General features: G+C 72.5%; 13 protein-coding genes. 6 read left to right on the top strand and 7 right to left on the bottom strand.

All coding sequences use genetic code 11. The features are described 5' to 3' along the window. Positions 1-9 precede the first annotated feature (9 nt). The gene (soxR, locus tag FB465_RS07205; protein ID WP_145788653.1) at positions 10-498 is read right to left on the bottom strand and encodes a redox-sensitive transcriptional activator SoxR; all 489 of its coding nucleotides are present in this window, start codon (positions 496-498) and stop codon (positions 10-12) included. 57 nt (positions 499-555) lie between these two features. Between soxR and FB465_RS07200 the strand changes: the two genes are divergently transcribed. Both FB465_RS07200 and FB465_RS07195 read left to right on the top strand, forming a co-directional pair. Beyond that, complete coding sequence (locus tag FB465_RS07200) at positions 556-1,257, top strand: thiamine pyrophosphate-dependent enzyme (protein WP_145788650.1); 702 nt, start codon at positions 556-558, stop codon at positions 1,255-1,257. An 11-nt stretch (positions 1,258-1,268) separates the two neighbouring features. Further along, positions 1,269-2,162 carry a transketolase family protein gene (locus tag FB465_RS07195; RefSeq protein WP_145788647.1) on the top strand — a complete coding sequence of 298 codons (894 nt, stop codon included), beginning with the start codon at positions 1,269-1,271 and terminating at the stop codon, positions 2,160-2,162. 8 nt (positions 2,163-2,170) lie between these two features. On the opposite strand, the gene treZ is transcribed toward FB465_RS07195, so the two are convergent. The 3 genes from treZ to glgX all read right to left on the bottom strand — a co-directional run bounded on the left by treZ (position 2,171) and on the right by glgX (position 8,519). After that, positions 2,171-3,907 (bottom strand): malto-oligosyltrehalose trehalohydrolase, encoded by a 1,737-nt coding sequence (treZ, locus tag FB465_RS07190; RefSeq protein ID WP_246192555.1) that lies wholly within the window; start codon positions 3,905-3,907, stop codon positions 2,171-2,173. Then, positions 3,904-6,306 (bottom strand): malto-oligosyltrehalose synthase, encoded by a 2,403-nt coding sequence (treY, locus tag FB465_RS07185; RefSeq protein ID WP_145788645.1) that lies wholly within the window; start codon positions 6,304-6,306, stop codon positions 3,904-3,906. Before treY ends, treZ begins: the two co-directional genes overlap by 4 nt. 95 nt (positions 6,307-6,401) lie before the next feature. Then, positions 6,402-8,519 (bottom strand): glycogen debranching protein GlgX, encoded by a 2,118-nt coding sequence (gene glgX / locus FB465_RS07180; protein WP_145788643.1) that lies wholly within the window; start codon positions 8,517-8,519, stop codon positions 6,402-6,404. Between the two features lie 380 nt (positions 8,520-8,899). Between glgX and FB465_RS07175 the strand changes: the two genes are divergently transcribed. From FB465_RS07175 to FB465_RS07160, 4 genes are all read left to right on the top strand, one after another. Then, positions 8,900-10,159: an SAV2148 family HEPN domain-containing protein gene (locus tag FB465_RS07175; protein WP_145788641.1), complete on the top strand. Its 1,260-nt coding sequence runs from the start codon at positions 8,900-8,902 to the stop codon at positions 10,157-10,159. A gap of 194 nt (positions 10,160-10,353) precedes the next feature. Next, the gene (efeU, locus tag FB465_RS07170; protein ID WP_145788638.1) at positions 10,354-12,408 is read left to right on the top strand and encodes an iron uptake transporter permease EfeU; all 2,055 of its coding nucleotides are present in this window, start codon (positions 10,354-10,356) and stop codon (positions 12,406-12,408) included. Beyond that, the gene (efeB, locus tag FB465_RS07165) at positions 12,408-13,724 is read left to right on the top strand and encodes an iron uptake transporter deferrochelatase/peroxidase subunit (protein WP_145788636.1); all 1,317 of its coding nucleotides are present in this window, start codon (positions 12,408-12,410) and stop codon (positions 13,722-13,724) included. Before efeU ends, efeB begins: the two co-directional genes overlap by 1 nt. Before the next feature lie 246 nt (positions 13,725-13,970). Further along, positions 13,971-14,672 (top strand): exonuclease domain-containing protein, encoded by a 702-nt coding sequence (locus tag FB465_RS07160; protein ID WP_145788634.1) that lies wholly within the window; start codon positions 13,971-13,973, stop codon positions 14,670-14,672. A 188-nt stretch (positions 14,673-14,860) separates the two neighbouring features. On the opposite strand, the gene FB465_RS07155 is transcribed toward FB465_RS07160, so the two are convergent. The 3 genes from FB465_RS07155 to FB465_RS07145 form a co-directional block, all read right to left on the bottom strand. Next, a complete protein-coding gene (locus FB465_RS07155) occupies positions 14,861-15,613 on the bottom strand; it encodes a polysaccharide deacetylase family protein (RefSeq protein WP_246192554.1) in 753 nt (250 codons plus the stop codon). Positions 15,614-15,878: 265 nt separating this feature from the next. Further along, the gene (locus FB465_RS07150) at positions 15,879-16,763 is read right to left on the bottom strand and encodes a phosphotransferase enzyme family protein (protein ID WP_145788629.1); all 885 of its coding nucleotides are present in this window, start codon (positions 16,761-16,763) and stop codon (positions 15,879-15,881) included. Positions 16,764-16,856: 93 nt separating this feature from the next. Beyond that, on the bottom strand, positions 16,857-19,088 hold the full coding sequence (locus FB465_RS07145) for an MMPL family transporter (RefSeq protein WP_145797190.1): 2,232 nt from the start codon (positions 19,086-19,088) through the stop codon (positions 16,857-16,859). Positions 19,089-19,294 lie beyond the last annotated feature (206 nt).

Below are 19,294 nucleotides of genomic sequence, written 5' to 3'. Positions count from 1 at the left end.
ACGGATCGCTCAGCAGGTCTGCGAGTGGGGCTCGGGCCCGGTGGACGGGTCCCGGGTGAAGAGGTAGCGGGCGCCGGGGCCCGCCGCACCGGCCCGGTCGCCGGCGTTGTAGAGCGCGCAGCGTGAGAGCGAGAGGCAGCCGCAGCCGATGCAGCCGGTCAACTTCCGCTTGAGGGTCTCGAGTTCGGCGATCTGCTGGTCGATCCTGGACTGCCAGGACTCGGCGACGCCGCTCCACTCGGTGACGCTGGGCGCACGGTCCTCCGGCAGCCGGTCGAGTGCGGTGCGTGCCTCGTCCAGCGAGAGCCCGACCCGCTGGGCGGCCCGGACGAAGGCCACCCGGCGCAGCGTGGCCCGTGCGTACCTGCGCTGGCCGCCGGCCGTGCGCTCGGCGTGGATCAGGCCGAGCTTCTCGTAGTAGCGCAGGGCGGAGGCGGCGAGGCCGCTGCGCTCGGAGAGCTGGCCGATGGTGAGGAGATCGTGCCGGGAGAGTGCCATGGGCGGCGAGAATACCGTGCTTGACTTGAAGTCGGCTTCAAGTTGCAACCTCTTCCCATGACCACCGCAGCGATCATTCCGCAGGAGTACGGCTTCCGGGACCTGCCGCATCTGATGGCCCTGATGACCGGCGACGAGAAGCACGGCCCGGCCGCCACCTCCACCCTCGACGCCCTCTGGGTCCTCTACGACCGGGTGCTCAGGGTCTCCCCGGCGATGGCCGGGGACCGCGACCGCTTCCTCCTCTCCAAGGGCCACGGCCCGATGGCCTACTACGCCGTCCTGGCGGCCAAGGGCTTCCTGGCGGCCGATGTCCTGCCGAGCTTCGGCTCGTACGACTCCCCGCTCGGCCACCACCCCGACCGGCTGCTCGTCCCCGGCGTCGAGATCGGCTCAGGCTCGCTCGGCCACGGCCTGCCGCTGGCCGTCGGCACCGCGCTCGGCCTGCGCGCCCAGGGGCTCACCAACCCGGCGGTCTGGGTGCTGATCGGCGACGCCGAGTTCGACGAGGGCAGCAACCACGAGGCGCTCGCCTTCGCCGGCGCCTACGGGCTGGACCGGCTGCACGTCGTCGCCATCGACAACTCCTCCGCCACGCACGGCTGGCGCGGCGGCATCGCCACGCGCTTCGAGGCCGAGGGCTGGTCCGCGGTGACCGTGGACGGCCGCGACCACGAGGCCCTGTACGAGGCGTACACCGCACCGCACCCGGGCCGGCCGCACGCCGTCGTCGCCCGGGTGGAGCCCAAGAACTCCTGAGAGGACCACCGATGGACACCATGCGCGAGCGTTTCTTCGCCGTCACCACCGAGCTGCTCGACCACGACCCCCGGCTCGCCGTCGTACTGGCCGACATCAGCACCGACGGCTTCGCCCCTGCCGCCCGGCGCCACCCCGACCGGGTCGTCAACGTCGGCATCCGCGAGCAGCTGCTGATCGGCGCGACCGGCGGCCTGGCACTGGCCGGGATGCGGCCGATCGCCCACACCTTCGCCAGCTTCCTCATCGAACGACCCTTCGAACAGGTCAAGTTGGACCTCGGCCACCAGGGCGTCGGGGCGGTGCTGGTGAGTGCCGCCGGCTCGTACGACTGGCCGGCCGGGGGCCGCACCCACATGGCACCCGGCGATGTCGCCCTGCTCGACACCCTGCCAGGCTGGACGGTGCACGTCCCCGGCCATCCCGACGAGGCCGAGACGCTGCTGCGCCACGCCGCGGCAGACGGCGACAGCAAGGTGTACGTCCGGCTCTCGGCGCACCGGAACGACGCCGCCCAGCCGGTCGAGCCGGGAAGGTTCGTGACGGTCCGTCAGGGTCGGCGCGGTGTCGTGCTGGCCGTCGGCCCGATGCTGGACGCCGTGCTGGCGGCCACCGAGGGCCTGGACGTCACCGTGCTGTACGCCGCCACCGTCCGCCCCTTCGATGCGGCGGGCCTGCGGGCCGCCGTGGGCGACCACGCCGACGTGGTGCTGGTCGAGCCCTACCTGGCGGGCACCTCCGGCAACGCCGCCCACGAGGCGCTGGCCGACCTCCCGCACCGCGTCCTCGGGCTCGGCGTCCCGCGCGAGGAGCACCGCCACTACGGCTCGATCGCCGAGCACCTGGCCGCGTACGGGCTGGACGCGAGCGGCCTGCACGAGCGGATCGCGTCCTACCTCTGGTGAGCCTGGGATCAGTCCACCCGCACCACGGCGGCCGAGTCGGGCGCGAGGAAGAGCGAGCCGTCCCCGGCCGGCCAGCAGTCGCCGTAGAGCGCGAGGGTCTCGGCGTACGGCCGGTCCAGCGGCACCGAGAGCGGCCCGTCGCCGCCGAGGTTGACCGCGACCCGGTACGGGCCCCGGTGCACCAGCAGCCAGCGCTGCTCGTCGTCGTAGGAGACCCGCACGGCCGACAGGTCCGGGTCGGACAGCTCCGGGTGGGTACGCCGCAGGCGGATCAGCCGCCGGTACCAGTCGAGCAGGCCGGCGTGCGGCTCACGGGCCGGTTCGGTCCAGTCCAGGGTGGAGGCCAGCACGGTGGCGGGTGCCTGTGGGTCGGGGATCTCCTCCTCGCGCCAGCCGTGCGAGGTGAACTCCCGGCGCCGGCCCTGCCGGACGGCCTCGGCGAGCTGCGGGTCGGTGTGGCTGGTGAAGTACTGCCAGGGCGTGCCCGCGGCCCACTCCTCGCCCATGAACAGCATCGGGGTGAACGGCGAGGTCAGCACCAGCGCGGCCCCGGCGGCGAGCCGGCCGGGGGAGAGGGCGGCGGAGAGCCGGTCCCCGGTGGCCCGGTTGCCGACCTGGTCGTGGGTCTGCAGATAGCCGAGCAGCCGGTGCCCGTACGCCTGCGGGAACGGCCGGCCGTGACTGCGGCCCCGGAACGAGGACCAGCTGCCGTCGTGGAAGAAGCCGTGGGTCAGGGTCTTCGCCACCGCCGCCAGCGGGCGCTGTGCGAAGTCCCCGTAGTAGCCCTGGGACTCACCGGTGAGCGTGGTGTGCAGTGCGTGGTGGAAGTCGTCGCTCCACTGCGCGGTCAGGCCCAGGCCGCCCGCCTGGCGGGGGTTGGTGGTGCGCGGGTCGTTGAGGTCGGACTCCGCGACCAGGAACAGCGGCCGGCCGGTCGCTTCGGCCAACTTCTCGACCGCGAGGGCGAGTTCCTCCAGGAAGGGGAGTGCCCGGTCGTCCGCGAGAGCGTGCACGGCGTCCAGCCGCAGCCCGTCGATCCGGTAGTCGCGCAGCCAGGCCAGCGCGCTGCCGATCAGATAGGCGCGCACCTCGTCCGAGCCGGGCGCGTCCAGGTTGACCGCGGTGCCCCAGGGCGTGTGGTGGCGGTCGGTGAAGTACGGGCCGAAGGCGGGCAGGTAGTTGCCGGACGGGCCGAGGTGGTTGTGCACCACGTCCAGCACCACGCCGAGCCCCTTGCGGTGGGCCGCGTCCACGAAGCGCTTCAGCCCGTCCGGACCGCCGTACGGCTCGTGCACCGCCCACAGCGACACTCCGTCGTAGCCCCAGCCGTGCCGTCCGGAGAACGGGCAGACCGGCATCAACTCCACGAAGTCCACACCGAGTTCGACCAGGTGGTCGAGGCGCTCGACTGCCCCGTCGAAGGTCCCCCCCGGCGTGAAGGTGCCGATGTGCAGCTCGTACACCACACCACCGGGCAGCGGCCGCCCCTGCCAGGGGATGTCCGACCAGCGGAACGCGGAGTGGTCGACGGGCCTGCTCAGGCCGTCAGGCCCGTACGGCTGGCGCGGCGAGCGCGGGTCCGGCAGTGGCCGGCCGCCGTCGAGCCGGAAGCCGTAGTCCCCCTCGGGCGCCTCGGCCTGCCACCAGCCGGGCCGGCCGCCGTCCGCCTGCATGGGGTACGACGTGCCGTCCACCTCGACCTCGACCAGGAGAGCGTCCGGCGCCCACACCTGATAGCCCGTCACGGACCCTCCGTCAGCAGCGCCACCGGGTAGTGGTCCAGCAGCCCGTCCAACGGTACCGGCCCGGCCGGGAACGTCCGCTGTGTCAGCTGCTCCGTCCACCGCCCGGCGGGCAGCTCCAGCACGGTGTCGCGCCAGCCGCCGGACCGGGCGAGACCGTACGGCAGCCTGGTCACGGCGCTGATCACCCGGGGACCGCGGCCGAAGGCCAGCAGGTGGTCGGCGGCGGGCCCCTCGGCGGCCAGCGGGCGGTAGGAGCCGAACTCGCGGCGCAGGTGCAGGGCCGTGGTGGTGAGGTGGAGCTTCTCGCGCGCGAAGTCACCCATCCGGTCCGTCGGCGAGTCGGTCAGTCGGACGGCGAGCGAGCCCAGCCCGACGGGCGCGCGGTTGTCCGGGTCGACCAGCGTGTACAGCGGCTCCTCGCTGCCCTGGTACACGTCCGGCACGCCCGGCACGGTGAGATGCAGCAGCGCCGCCGCGAGGCTGTTGCTGCGGGCGTACGGCGCCAGCAGCTGGACGAAGCCGGCGATCCTCGGGCAGAGGCCCGGATTGGCCAGCGCCCCGCGGGCGTAGTCGGTCAGGGCCCGCTCGAAGCGGGCGTCGGGGGCCGTCCAGGAGGTGTGCTGCTTGGCCTCGCGGGCGGACTTCAGCAGGGTGGCGACCAGTCGCTCGGCGCTGAGCGGCCAGGCCGCGATCAGCGTCTGCCAGAGCAGCCAGGCCGTGCTGCGGTCCGGGCACGGCCCGGCCGCCGTCGTCCAGGCGGCGCACTCGGCGGCCCAGGCCTCGGGCACCTCGGCCAGCACCGCGAGCCGGGCGCGGGCGTCGGCGCTGCGCTTGGTGTCGTGGGTGGAGAGCGCCGTCATCGAGTACGGCCAGTGCTCCTCCTGGTAGGTGCACCACCGGTGGAAGTCCTCGGGCTTGACGCCGGGGTGGGCCGGGTCGCCGCCTACCTCGTTCAGGCTGAGCAGCGCGTTCCAGCGGTAGAACGCGGTGTCCTCGACACCCTTGGCGGCAACGGCGGAGGCGGTCTGGGCGAAGCGGGTGCAGAACTCGTCCTTGGCCGGGCTGCGCCCGAGCCGGCCCAGCGCCAGGTCGCGGACCAGCTGGGCGGTGGCGTCGCCGTCCGCCACTGCCGCCTCGACGTCCGCGACCGCCCGGAGCGGGGCCGGCTCGCCGGGCCGGACGTACGGCCGGTACACCGGGTAGGCCGTCAGCAGCCGCTGCAGCGTCTGCCGCAGAGCCCACGGAGCGTGGTCGGCCAGCGCCGTCTCGGCGGCGCAGATGCCCTGGACCAGCCGGACCAGCCGGTCGACCTCGGCGGCCAGCTCCCCGTCGGGCCCGGTCAGGTCGGCCCGCCCGCGCCGGGCGGCCTCGTCCGCCCACTGCGGGTCGCCGACGTCGCGCCGGTACGCCAGGATCAGCCGCTCGGCGCCCACCTGGTCGAGGAGCACCCCGTCGATCCGGCGCAGCGCGTCGTACCCGGTGGTGCCCGCGCACGGCCAGTCGGCGGGCAGCTTCTCGGGGCCGGTGAGGATCTTCTCCACCACCGTGTAGGCCCCGCCGGTGGCCTCGGCCAGCCGCTCCAGGTAGCCGCGCGGGTCGGCCAGGCCGTCGGGGTGGTCGATCCGGAAGCCGTCCAGGATGCCGTCGGCGTGCAGCCGCAGCAGCGTGCGGTGCGTCGCCTCGAAGACCTCGGGCACCTCGACCCGGACGGCGATCAGCTCGTTGACGGTGAAGAAGCGGCGGTAGTTGAGCTCGGCACTGGCCAGCTGCCACCAGGCCAGCCGGTACCACTGGCGCTCCAGCAGCTCGGGCAGCGGCAGATCGGCGGTGCCGGGGCGCAGCGGGAAGGCGTGCTCGTGGTAGCGCAGCACCTCGCCGTCGACCGTCAGCTGGTCCAGCACCGCGCCGAGCCGGTCGCCGAGCAGCGGGAGCAGCAGGCGGCCCCGGCCGGGGGCGTCCGACGGCCCGGGCTGCGCCGTCCAGTCGATGTCGAACCAGTGGGCGTACGGCGAGTCCGGGCCGTCCCGCAGGACCTGCCAGAGCGGCTGGTTGAGCTGCTCGGGCACCGGCAGGGCCATGTGGTTGGGCACCACGTCGGCGATCAGCCGCAGGCCGTGCCGGTGTGCCTCGGCGGCCAGCGAGCGCAGGGCGGCCTCGCCGCCGAGCTGCTCGCTGATCCGGCCGTGGTCGACGGTGTCGTACCCGTGGGTGGAGCCGGGTACGGCCTCCAGCAGGGGCGACAGGTGCAGGTGGGAGACGCCGAGCGCGGCGAGGTACTGCACGGCCTGCTCGGCGTCGTGCAGGGTGAAGCCGGGCTGGAGCTGCAGGCGGTAGGTGGACAGCGGGGGAGGCGTGGCGCCCGCCGGGCGTGGCTGTGCGGAGGCTGCGGCGGAGGTCATGGGGTGATCCCTACCCGCGCCGCGCCGTCAGTATGGCCCTCCGGGTGCGAATGGTACGAACGGATGATCCGACCGGTCGTCTCAGGCCGGTCGTCTCAGGCCGGCCGCTGGAGCACCATCAGCGAGCGGTCGGTCAGCCAGAGGGTGTCGCCGGCCTTGACCCTGGCACCGGTGCCCGGGGTCGGCAGGACGGGCTGCGCGGTGTCCACCACCACCTGCCACTCCCTGCCGTGGTCGGCGGGCACGGTGAACTCCAGCGGCTCGAAGTGGGCGTTGAACATCAGCAGGAAGGAGTCGTCGATGATCTTGCCGCCGCGCCGGTCGGGCTCGGAGATGGCGTTGCCGTTCAGGAAGACCGTCATCGACTTGGCGTAGCTCGTGCTCCAGTCCCGCTTGGTCATCTCCTCCGCGGCGGGGGTGAACCAGGCGATGTCCGTCAGGTCGTCGTGGGTGCCGGAGACGGGGCGGCCGTGGAAGAAGCGGCGGCGGCGGAAGACCGGGTGGTCGCGGCGGAGCCAGATCATGCCCTGGGTGAACTCCAGCAACCGGGCCTCGGGCCCGTCCCCCTTCGGCCAGTGCACCCAGGAGAGCTCGTTGTCCTGGCAGTACGCGTTGTTGTTGCCGCCCTGGGTCCGGCCCAGTTCGTCGCCGTGCGAGAGCATCGGGACGCCCTGCGAGAGCAGCAGGGTGGCGATGAAGTTGCGCTGCTGGCGCGCTCTCAGCTCCAGCACCGCCTGGTCCGCGGTCTCGCCCTCCGCGCCGCAGTTCCAGGAGCGGTTGAAGCTCTCGCCGTCCCGGTTGTCCTCGCCGTTGGCCTGGTTGTGCTTGTCGTTGTACGAGACCAGGTCGCGGAGGGTGAAGCCGTCGTGGCAGGTGACGAAGTTGATCGAGGCGATGGGCCGTCGGCCGTCGTCCTGGTAGAGGTCGGAGGAGCCGGTCAGCCGGGAGCCGAACTCGGCGAGGCTGGCGTTCTCCCCGCGCCACAGGTCGCGGACGGTGTCCCGGTACATGCCGTTCCACTCCGTCCACAGCGGCGGGAAGTTGCCCACCTGGTAGCCGCCCTCGCCCAGGTCCCACGGCTCGGCGATCAGCTTGGCCTGGGAGACCACCGGGTCCTGCTGGACCAGGTCGAAGAACGAGGACAGCCGGTCCACCTCGTGGAACTGCCGCGCCAGCGTGGCGGCGAGGTCGAAGCGGAAGCCGTCCACGTGCATCTCGGTGACCCAGTAGCGCAGTGAGTCCATGATCATCTGAAGCACGTGCGGGCTGCGCATCAGCAGGCTGTTGCCGGTGCCGGTGGTGTCCTCGTAGAAGCGCTGGTCCTTGGCGAGCCGGTAGTACGAGACGTTGTCCAGGCCGCGGAAGGAGAGCGTCGGCCCCAGGTGGTTGCCCTCGGCGGTGTGGTTGTAGACGACGTCCAGGATCACCTCGATCCCGGCCGCGTGCAGCGCCTTCACCATCGACTTGAACTCCTGCACCTGCTGGCCCCGGTCGCCGCCGGAGGAGTAGGAGGAGTGCGGGGCGAAGAAGCCGATGGTGTTGTAGCCCCAGTAGTTGGACAGGCCAAGGTCCCTGAGCCGGTGGTCGCGGACGAACTGGTGCACCGGCATCAGCTCGATCGCGGTGACGCCCAGCTTGGCCAGGTGCTCGATCACCGCCGGGTGCCCCAGGCCCGCATAGGTGCCCCGGATCTCCTCGGGGATGCCCGGGTGCAGCTTGGTGAGGCCCTTCACATGGGCCTCGTAGAGCACGGTGCGGTGGTAGTCGGTGCGCGGTGGGCGATCGTTTCCCCAGTCGAAGTAGGGGTTGATCACCACCGAGTGCATGGTGTGCGGGGCGGAGTCCAGGTCGTTGCGGCGCTCGGGGGCGCCGAAGTGGTAGCCGTACACCGACTCGTCCCAGTCGATGTGGCCGCTCATCGCCTTGGCGTACGGGTCCAGCAGCAGTTTGGCGCTGTTGTGGCGCTGGCCCAGGCCCGGATTGTGCGGGCCGTGCACCCGGAAGCCGTAGCGCTGGCCGGGCTGGATGCCCGGGAGGTAGGCGTGCCGGACGAAGGCGTCCGTCTCGCGCAACTCGACGGCCGTCTCGGATCCGTCCTCGGCGAGCAGGCACAGCTCGATCCGGTCGGCGCTCTCGGAGAACACCGCGAAGTTGGTGCCGGCCCCGTCGTATGTGGCGCCGAGCGGGTACGGCTGCCCTGGCCAGACCTGCATATGTCCTCAACTTCCCTGTAGCCAACAGGAATTGGCTCTCGACCGGGCTTGCCCGGCCGAGTGTCCCGTATGTACGGCCCATGCGCACCGTGACGTACGGCACATGGGGCATCCTCCCCAACACCTGCCCGCAGACCGAGTTCATTGACCGCTTGTTCGCCCGAACGGGTGTCCGTGAGGCGGAAGCACCCCGCGCCCGAACGGATTGTTGTGCCGTCAACCGGCTGCGGCCCGCGTGGCGCGGCAGTACGCTTGATCGTCCGGCGCGCTCCGGACCCCATGCGGAAACAGGCTCTGCCAAGGCCGCCATGGTTGAGACTGTGTCAGTGGACGGTCCGTCACTCCATCAGGAGAAGAGGGGCCGAGAGGTGAGGTAGCGCATGGTGGTCCCCGCCGACGGCCGGGGTGGTCCCGAGGGCCCCGGGCGGAGCGAGGCGCCGACGGTGGTCATGCGCACGTCCGCGGCCGGCCGCGGCACCATCCCCGCGCAGCCGGGCCCGCCCGACGGCCTGCCGCTCGCCTGGTCCGACGGGCAGTGGGAGCTGGCCCACCACCGGGTACGGCTGGCGGGCCGGGCGTACGTCTGGCTCAACCTCGTGGAGCAGCGGCTGCGCGCCCTGGTGGACGAGGTGCTGCGCCCGGTCTACGCGCCGGCCCACGGCGAGGACTGGGTGACCGCCGCCGCCGGTCCGGCCGGCGAGGAGTGGGTGCACCGGGCCGGCGCCGTCCGCGAGGTCAGCCGCCGCAAGGGCTACCTGCTCGACCCGGCCGACGACGACCCACTGGTCTTCCTCACCCTGCCCCAGCTGCGCGAGCTGATGGTGCAGCACTGGCCCTGCTTCGAGCCGTACGTGATCGACCGCCGCGAGGTCGAGCTGGCGCTGGACGAGCTGGAGGTCGCCCGGCACGTCGTCTCGCGCAACCGCAGCCTCTCGCAGACCGTGCTGGCCCAGACCGAGCGGGCCGCCGCGCGGGTGCTCACCCTGCTGGACGGCGGTGCCGGCGGGGTGCCCGCCGACGTGGTCGAGGAGCTGGTCGCCGGGCGGTTCGCGGACGTGGTCGCGGTGCACCCGGACCGGGTCCGGCTGCAGCGCGACCTGCCGGTGGAGGACCTGCTGGACGGAGCGCGGCGCCTGGACGCCGTCGGCATCGGGCTGGGGATGCTCTGCCAGAACTACACCGGCAAGCGGCTGGTGCGGCTGGCCTCCGAGGGCTGCCGGGTACGGCTGCTCTTCCTCAACCCGGCCAGCAGCGCGGTGCGCCGCCGGGAGCGGGAGCTGGGCCTCGGGCGCGGTGAGCTGGCCCGCTCGATCGAGATGAACATCATGCACGTCCGCCGGGTGCGGGCCCGGCTGCGGGACCAGGGCGGCTTCGAGATCCGGGTCTTCGACGAGATGCCGAGGTTCACGGCCTACCTGGTGGAGGGCCCGCGGGTGGCGGGGCCGGCCGGCGGCCGCCGGCGCTCGGGGGACGTCGGGGTCGTCCAGCCGTACCTGCGCCGGGCCCGGGGGATCGAGTCGCCGGCGCTGGTGCTGCGCGGCGGTGCGGGCCAGGCTCCGGGCGGCCAGGAGCCCGGACTGCTGGAGGTCTACCGCGAGGAGTTCGAGGGAGTCTGGGCGGACTCGCGTGCCGTCTCCTGAGTGATGGTCGGAGTTTTTGCCGCCCCGGCGTGGACGCTCGGCCGCGCTGGCCCTAAGGTATGCCTAAGCTAAGCCACGCGCCCTGGACAGTTCCTGTCCGGGGCGTTGGGCTGCGCCGTCCCGGTTCCACTCGGTCCCGGGGCACGGGCACAGGACAGGTAAGGCCGGGCTGGTCCCGGGGAGGAGCCCTCGACATGTGGGACGACGCGTTTCCAAGCTTCTTGATCGGCCTACGTGAGGGCCTGGAGGCCGGGCTGATCGTGTCCATCCTGGTCGCCACCCTGGTGCGCTCCGACCAGAAGTCCCGTCTCCCCCAGGTGTGGACGGGCGTGCTGGCCGCGCTGGCGTTGGCCCTGAGCTTCGGCTCCGTGCTCACCTTCACCGCCGCCAAGCTCTCCGGCTCCGCGCAGGAGGCCTTCGGCGGCACGCTCAGCCTGGTCGCCGTCGCCTTCGTCACCGCAATGGTGTTCTGGATGCGCCGCTCGGCCCGCAACCTCTCCTCGGAGATCCGCGAGAAGGTCACCGCGGCGCTCGCCATGGGCGCCGGGACGCTGGTCCTGACCAGCTTCCTTGCCGTCGGCCGCGAGGGCCTGGAGACCTCCCTCTTCCTGTGGAGCACCATCCAGACCGCGAAGGACTCGACCGGCCCGCTGGTCGGCGCCGCCGTCGGCCTGCTGATCGCCACCGGCCTCTGCTGGGGCCTGTACCGCCGGGTGCTGAAGATCAACCTGACCCGCTTCTTCACCGTCACCGGCGCCGTCCTGATCGTGATCGCGGCGGGCGTGCTCAGCTACGGCCTGCGCGACCTGCAGGAGGCCGGTGCGCTGCCCGGCGGCCACGCGTACGCCTTCGACCTGAGCGGGAGCATCGACGCCGGTTCCTGGTACGCCACCCTGGTGCAGGGCGTGCTCAACCTGACCGTCACGATGACCTGGCTTCAGGTCGTCGCCTACGTCGCCTACCTGGCGGTCGTGATGACCCTGTTCGTCCACGGCGTCCGGGTACCCAAGCCCCAGCCCGAGCCCGCCGCTCCGGCCGCCGAGGCCGACCCCGCCGCAGACGCCTCGGCCGAGGAGCCCGCGAAGAGCGGCCGCCCGCGCTGGCTGGTCCCCGCCGTGCTGGTCGCCGTCCCCGCCGTGGTGGCGGGCACCGTCATCGCGGTGAGCGACGGCAAGCCCGCCGAGACCGCGACCGTGGCCGTCTCCGAGGACGAGTGCGGCAAGGGCTTCACCACCCCGCTGCCCGGCCAGCAGGTCTTCCAGATGCACAACACGGGTGACAAGACCTCAGAGGTCTACCTGGTCAACCCGGCCAGCGGCGCCGTCTACGGCGAGATCGAGGGCCTGGCCCCCGGTACCACCCGCGCGCTCACCGCCACCATCGGCACCGGCGACTACGCCTGGCGCTGCGTCCCCACCGGCGGCAAGAGCGTCACCTCGGCAGCCGTGCACGTCACCGGCGGCACGGACGTCAAGGCCGTCATCCCCGTCGCCGAGGACGACCTCAAGGCCCCGCTCGAGGCGTACAAGGCGTACGTCAACCAGGGCCTCGCGACCCTGCTGACCCAGACCCAGAAGCTCCAGGCCGACATCCACGCGGGCGACCTCAACACCGCCCGCGCCGACTGGCTCACGGCGCACGTGCAGTACTCCTCGCTGGGTGCCGCGTACGGCACCTTCGCGGACTTCGACGGGAAGATCAACGGCCGGGCCGACGGCCTGGAGGGCAAGTCCGAGGACAAGGACTTCGCCGGCTTCCTGCGCCTCGAGTACGGCCTCTGGCACAACCAGTCGCCCGCCGACCTGACCCCCGTCGTGGACCAGCTGGCCACGGACGTGGACGGCCTGGTCAAGGCCTTCCCGACCCAGGAGTTCGACCCGGCGGACCTGCCGCTCCGGGCCCACGAGATCCTCGAGAACACCCTCCAGTTCGAGCTCACCGGCTCCACCGACCAGGGCAGCGGCACCAACCTGGCCACCGCCCAGGCCAACGTGGCCGGCACCCAGGAACTGCTGACCGTCCTTCAGCCGCTGCTCAAGGAGCGCAACCCCGGGCTGCTGGCCAAGGTCGACGCCGGAATGGCCCGGATCAACGGCCTGCTCACCGCCGCCCACCGCCCGGACGGCAGCTGGACCCCGCTCGACCAGCTCGCGCCCCGGGCCCGGTACCAGCTGAACGGCGCGGCAAACCAGCTGCTCGAAGACCTCGCTCCCATCCCCGACCTGCTCGAGATCCGGAAGTCCGCCTGATGAACGACCAGACCGCAACCGGCTCCTGCCCCTTCCCGCACGCCGCCGCCGCTGCTGCTCCCGTCGAGAGCGGCTGCCCGGCCGGGCCCGCCCGCCGCAGCTTCGTCAAGGCCGCGCTCGGCGCGAGCGCCGGTGCCGCCGCCATCGCCGGAGGCGCCTTCGGCCTCTCCACGGGCCCGGCGAGCGCCGACAGCTCCACCAAGGCCGCCAAGTCCGGTTCCGTCGCCTTCCACGGCGCCCACCAGGCCGGCATCACCACCCCCGCGCCCCGCTACGCCGCGTTCGTCTCCTTCGAGGTCGTCGCCCAGGACCGCAAGGCCCTGGAGGAGCTGTTCCACACCCTGACCGACCGGATCCGCTTCCTCACCGCCGGCGGCACCCCGCCGGACCTCGGCGTCGGCGCGCCGCCGTCCGACAGCGGCATCCTCGGCCCGGTGCTGCCGACCGACAACCTGACCGTCACGGTCGGCGTCGGCGCCTCGCTCTTCGACGACCGGTACGGCCTGGCCAAGGCGAAGCCCGCCAAGCTGAACCCGATGAAGACCTTCCCCAACGACAACCTGCAGGCCGCCGAGCTGCACGGCGACCTCTCGCTGCAGATCTGCGCCGAGAGCCAGGACACCGTGCTGCACGCGCTGCGCGACATCGCCCGGCACACCCGCGGTGCGATGCAGGTCAAGTGGCGGATCGACGGCTTCCAGAACCCGTCCCGCCCGGACGGCGCCCAGCGCAACCTGATGGGCTTCAAGGACGGCATCGTCAACCCGGACACCAACTCCTCGCGGGAGATGGACAAGCTGGTCTGGGTCACCGAGGGCAGCGGCGAGCCCGCCTGGGCCGTCGGCGGCAGCTACCAGGTCATCCGCATCATCCGGATGCTGGTCGAGTTCTGGGACCGCGTCTCGCTCACCGAGCAGGAGAAGATGTTCGGCCGCCGCCGGGACACCGGCGCCCCGCTGGACGGCGCCAAGGAGACCGACGCCCCGGACTACGCCAAGGACCCCGACGGCAACGCCATCCCGCTGGACGCGCACATCCGGCTGGCCAATCCGCGGACCGACAAGACCGACGACTCCCGCATCCTGCGCCGGGGCTTCAACTACGACCGGGGCATCGACAAGGTCGGCAACCTCGACATGGGCCTGGCCTTCTGCTGCTACCAGCAGGACGTGGTGCGGCAGTTCGAGGCGACCCAGACCCGCCTGATCGACGAGCCGCTGGTCGACTACATCTCGCCCACCGGCGGCGGCTACTTCTTCGTGCTGCCGGGCGTCAGGGACAACGCCGACTGGCTGGGCCGCGGGATGTTCGCCTAGGGCTATAGGTGCTACCGGCCGGCCAGGGGCGCGGGGAACTGCGCGAAACTGCGCGAAATCGGAAGGCTCCGGCCTCAGGTGGATCTGTCTGAGCGAGAGGCACCCTGAAGCGCTCTGCGCGACGGGGTGCCTCTCGCTGTCCGCGCAGGCCTCCGCGCCCCGGATGTTGCCCCGCCGGGCCCGGTTGTCACTGGCAGCGGCGATGATGGTCCACATCACGGCGGACGGACGGAAGGAAACCCCCACATGAGCTGGTGGAAGGAGTCACTGGTCGGCTTCGACCTGGAGACCACGGGCACCGATCCGGCCGAGTCCCGGATCGTCACCGCGGCTCTGGTCGACACCCTCGGCGGCCGCGCCGAGCGGGTCGCCGGCTGGCTGCTCGACCCGGGTGTGCCGATCCCCGCCGAGGCCTCGGCGATCCACGGCATCACCGACGATCAGGTCCGCGGCAAGGGCCGCCCGGCCGCGGAGGCCGTCGAGGAGATAGCCGCGGCTCTCTGCGAGCGGCTGCTGGCGGGCCGGCCGGTGGTCGCCTTCAACGCCCCGTTCGACCTCTCCCTGCTCGATGCCGAGCTCCGCCGGTACGGGCACCCCGGCCTGGCCGAGCGGCTCGGCGGCACCGTCGGGCCGGTGGTGGACGCGCTGGTGATCGACCGTTCCGTCGACAAGTACCGGAAGGGTTCCCGGACACTGCAGCACGTCTGCGCGGTGTACGGGGTCGAGCTGGAGGATGCGCACGAGGCGGGCAGCGACGCGCTGGCCGCCGTCCGGGTGGCCGTCGCCCTCGGCGAGCGGTACCCCGCACAGGTCGGCGAGCTGACACCGGTCAGCCTGCACGAGCGTCAGATCGACTGGTACCGGGCCTGGGCGGAGGAGCTGCAGGCCTGGCTGCGCCGGGGCAAGGATGCGGAGGCCGTGGTCGACCCGCGCTGGCCGCTGCGGTAGCGCCCGGCGCGGCTGAGGCGGTCCGCGAGCAGGTCAGCCAACCGATCAGTACGGGGCATCCCCAGGGGCGCGAGGAACTGCGCGAGATCGGAAGGCAACGGTCTGCAGCTCCCGTTTCGCGCAGTTCTGCCCCGCCTTCGGCCGGGAGGTGCCCCCACGCGCCCCTGATGTGCTTGCTCGGCTGGCTCCTAGACCGCGGGGAAGTCGAAGGAGTAGCCCTGCGCGATCAGCCAGGGCAGCAACTGCTTCAGCGCCGCGACGGTCTGGCTGCGGTCGCCGCCGGCGTCGTGCAGCAGGACCACCCCGCCCGGCCTGAGGTCCCGCTGGACGGTGGCGACGATCGCGGGGGCGCCCGGGCGGGCCCAGTCGCGGGTGTCGACCGACCAGCCGAGCGGGCGCAAGCCGCACTGGGCGGCGATCAGCTGGTTCTCGGCGGTGAAGTCCCCGCCGGGAGCACGGAACCAGCGCACCTTGGTGCCGGCGCCGCCCGCCTTGGCGATCATGTCCTTGGCCGCGCTGATCTCGTACACCTGCTGGTCGTGCGAGAGCGCGTGCATGGGCTGGGGGTGGTGCACGGTGTGGTCGCAGAGCCGGTGCCCCTCGGCCAGGATGCGCCGGACCATCGCCGGGTCGGCAGCGGCCTGCGGGCCGATCTGGCAGAAGGTGGCCCTGGCGCCGTACTGGGTGAGCAGGTCGAGGATCTGACCGGTCGCCGGGCCCGGGCCGTCGTCGAAGGTGAGCGCCACGGTGCGGCCGCCGGAGGCGGTGCCGCGCACGATCGAGGTCGGGGTGAGCGGCGGCGGGGGCTGGGGCGCGGGCGGCCGGGACGCCGAGGCGGACGAGGCCGGCTTCGAGGGGGAGGGCTTGGGCGGTGCGCTGAGCGCGACGGATGTGGTCGGCGTGGCCGAACTCGGGGGTGACGTCGGGGCGGTGGGGCTCACCGTGGAGGGTGTCGGAGCGCCGGTGGAGGGTGTGGGCTCCGGCCGGATCGCGCCCTGCGCGGCCCCGCAGCCGGCGATCAGGACGGGCGCGAGGAGCGCCGTGAGGCCGTACCGAAGACTATGGCGGGAAGGTGACCGGTGGCTGGGTATCCGCATGGCGACGGCTCCTGACGTCGTACCGGCGGCCCGGGGAGGGCGTCTGCCCAGGGGGACGCCACGTGCGAATGCGCTGGTTCCGAAGAAGCGTACGAGAAGTGGAGCACCGTCAGAAGGGGTGCCACCGGACGTCCGTCGCGCCGTCCCGGAGCGAGGCGACCCGCCGGTGGAACTCGGCCGAGGCGGCCGGGTTCCCCGGCACCTGCTGGGCCACCCAGGAGGCGCTGGCCGTCTCCCGGGCGCCGCGCAGCACCGCGAAGCCGGGCCAGTCCCGGACGTCCCAGCCGTACCCGTCGGTGAAGGCTCGGTAGTCCTCAGCCGGTACGCCGTACCGGTCGTGGCTCAGTGCGAGCACCACCAGGTCGTGCTCGCGCAGGTCGGAGCAGACGTTCTCCAGGTCGAGCAGGACGGGCCCGTCCGGGCCCAGGTGCACGTTGCGCGGCAGCGCGTCGCCGTGGATCACTCCCGGCGTCAACTGCGGTGTCAGCTCGGCGATGGCGGCGGCGAAGGTGTCCCGGCGGTCGCGCAGGAACGCGGCGTCCGCCGGATCGACGTACCCCTCGGCACCGGCCAGCCACCGCTCGACCGGGGCCAGCAGATCGCGCCGGCCGAGCGGGAAGGGCGGCTCGGGCAGCCGGTGGAGCGTGCGCAGCAGCGGCGCGAGGTCGGCCGGCCGCGCCTCCCGTACGGCGGGAGCCAGGCGGTGCCAGAAGGTGACGGGGTGTCCGCCCGCCACGCCCGGCTCGGCCAGGTACGGGCGGGCCACCGGCACCCCCTGCTCCGCCAGCCACTCCGCAACCTTCAGCTCCCGCCCGGCCCGCCCGGTGAGCTCGGGTCCGCGCCCGACCTTGGCCACCACGGCCGGGCCCCCGAGGTCGAACACCGCGTTCTCCCCGAGCGCCAACAACCCGGCCCCCACCGGCTCCGCCATCCCGGCCGCAGCACAGGCAGCTGCCAGCAGGGCACGGGCTCTCGGCTCGTCGAAGGTGGTCATGAAACGGAAGCGTACGAGAGCCGGACCCCGCGCCTGGAGCGCCCGGAGGCGAACGGGCGAGTAGCGGCGGGGCCCGGCCGGTGTGACGGGAGGTCAGACCCGGGCGTTGCTCGGGTACTGCCCCTCCGGGAGGTGCAGGCCGGTCGGTGCGGGCGCGGCGGGGGTGACCGGGGGAATGGGGTCGTTGTGGGAGAGATCGGGGAGCCAGTTCAGCCACTTGGGGAGGTACCAGTTGCGCTCGCCCAGCAGGCTCATCACCGAGGGGAGCAGTACCCCGCGGATGACGGTGGCGTCGATCAGGACGGCCACCGCGAGGCCGACGCCCATCTGCTTCATGGACTGCATCGAGAGGGTGCCGAAGACCGCGAAGACCGCCACCATGATGACCGCCGCACTGGTGACCACCCCGGCCGTGCTGCGGATGCCGTACGAGATGGCGGCCCTGGTCTCCAGGCCCCGGTCGTGGGCCTCCTTGATCCGGGAGACCACGAAGACGTGGTAGTCCATGCTCAGGCCGAAGAGGATCACGAAGAGGAAGAGCGGCACCCAGGACTCGACCGCGCCGACCCCGGCCGTGCCGATCAGTGCGGCGCCCACCCCGTGCTGAAAGACCAGCGCGAGCATTCCGTACGCAGCGCCCACCGACAGCAGGTTGAGCACGACGGCGGTGACGGCGATGCCCAGCGAGCGGAACGAGGCGAGCATCAGCAGGAAGGCGAAGGCGACCACGAAGCCGAAGACCGGGAGCATGCTGCCCGACATCTGCTCGTTGAAGTCGTGCGAGGCCGCCGTGCTGCCGGTGACCGGGGCCTCGGTGCCGGGGACGGCGAGCAGGGTGCCGGGCACCACGTCCTTGCGCAGGGCGGTCAGGGCGGCGGTGCTGGTCGCGTCGTTGCCGCTGCCCATCAGCGGGACGTCGATGGTGGCGACGTTCTGAGCCTGGTGCACGGTGACCTGGATCGGGCCGTGCATCTTGCCGGTGGCCAGCGCCTTGGTCTGGAAGTCGGTGATGGCCTGCTGCATCGCCGGGGCGGAGATGTCCCTGGCCTTGACCACGATGGTCGCGGGGGAGGGGCTGCCGGGGAAGGCGGCCTCGATCCGGGCCGAGGTGGCGACCAGGGCGTTGCCCTTGGGCAGCTGCTGCTGGAACGTCAGGTTCGCGGTGTGCATGGTGAGCATCGGCGCGGCCAGCCCGAGCAGCAGACCGCCGGCGAGGACGGTCGCGGCCATCGGGCGGCGCAGTACGGGGGTGAGCACGGCGTTCCAGACCCGGCCGCCGTTGGAGCTGTCGGCCTTGCGCAGGCGGTGCAGGAAGGGCACCCGGCCCTTCTCGACCCGGTCGCCGAGCATCGAGAGCAGGGCGGGCAGCACGGTGAGCGAGCCGAGCACCGCGGTGATCACCACGATGATGGTGGCGAAGGACATCGCCTGGAAGTCGGCGATCCCGGTGAGGAACATCCCGGCCATCGCGACCACCACGGTGACGCCGGAGACCAGCACGGCCCGGCCGCTGGTGGCGGCGGCGACCCTCAGGGCGGTCTCCGGGTCGCGTCCGGCGGCCCGCTCCTCGCGCTCACGGCGCAGGTAGAAGAGGCAGTAGTCGACGCCGACCGCGAGACCCACCAGCAGCATCACCGAGCTGGCGTCGTCGCTGGTGTGCAGCAGCCCGCTGCTGAGCGCGACCAGCCCGCCCGCCGCGATGAAGGCGGTCATCGCGAGCACCACCGGCAGGACGGCGGCGACCAGCGCGCCGAAGGCGATCAGCAGGATGCCGAGGGCGAGCGGCACGGCCGTCCACTCGGCGCGGCTGAAGTCGTTCTTGAACTGGTCCTGGAACCACTTGCCCGCACTGGCCTCGCCGAACTCCTCGACGGTCAGGTCCTTGTGCTCGGCCTGCACCTTCGCGACCGCGTCCAGCACGGCCGGCACGTTCTCCACCGCGTGCTCGCGGTCCTCACCGGCGATGGTGAACTGCAGCAGCGCGGAGTGCCGGTCGGCGGAGATCGCCTTGGTCTCGTACGGGCTGCGCAGCTCGGCGGTCTTCCCGGTGGCCCGGACGGCCGCCCCGGCCTGGTCGACGACGGCGCGGAAGGCCGGGTCGTCGGCGGTCAGGGTTGCGCTCTGCACCAGGACGGTCTCGCCGGCCGGGCTCTTGATCCCGGCCTCGTCCAGGATCTTGGCGGCCCGGGCGACCTGGCCCGGCATCGCCTCGGAGTCGCTGATCTTGGTGCTGCCGTGCACACCGCCGAGGTAGGCGGCGAGGACGACGAAGAGCAGCCAGCCGAAGACGGCGGTCTTTCTGTGCCGGGCGCTCCAGGCGCCCATCGCGGCGGCGAGTCCTAGTTTCACGGTGTTGTCCCCCAGGGAAAGCGGCGGCCCTCGGGGCCGTCGTGGCTGTTGCCGGGCTGCGGTCCGGCTGCACGAACGACCTTAGGAAAACCACATCTGACGCGGCATCCGGCTGGCGGGGGAGTCCGCCCTGGGTCTCCCCCCAGGGCCGGGGTGGGGTTTTCCCTACCTGCTCCTCCTTC

The organism is Kitasatospora atroaurantiaca, assembly GCF_007828955.1.
GTDB lineage: Bacteria > Actinomycetota > Actinomycetes > Streptomycetales > Streptomycetaceae > Kitasatospora > Kitasatospora atroaurantiaca.
This window is presented reverse-complemented; position numbering and strand designations above follow the sequence as displayed.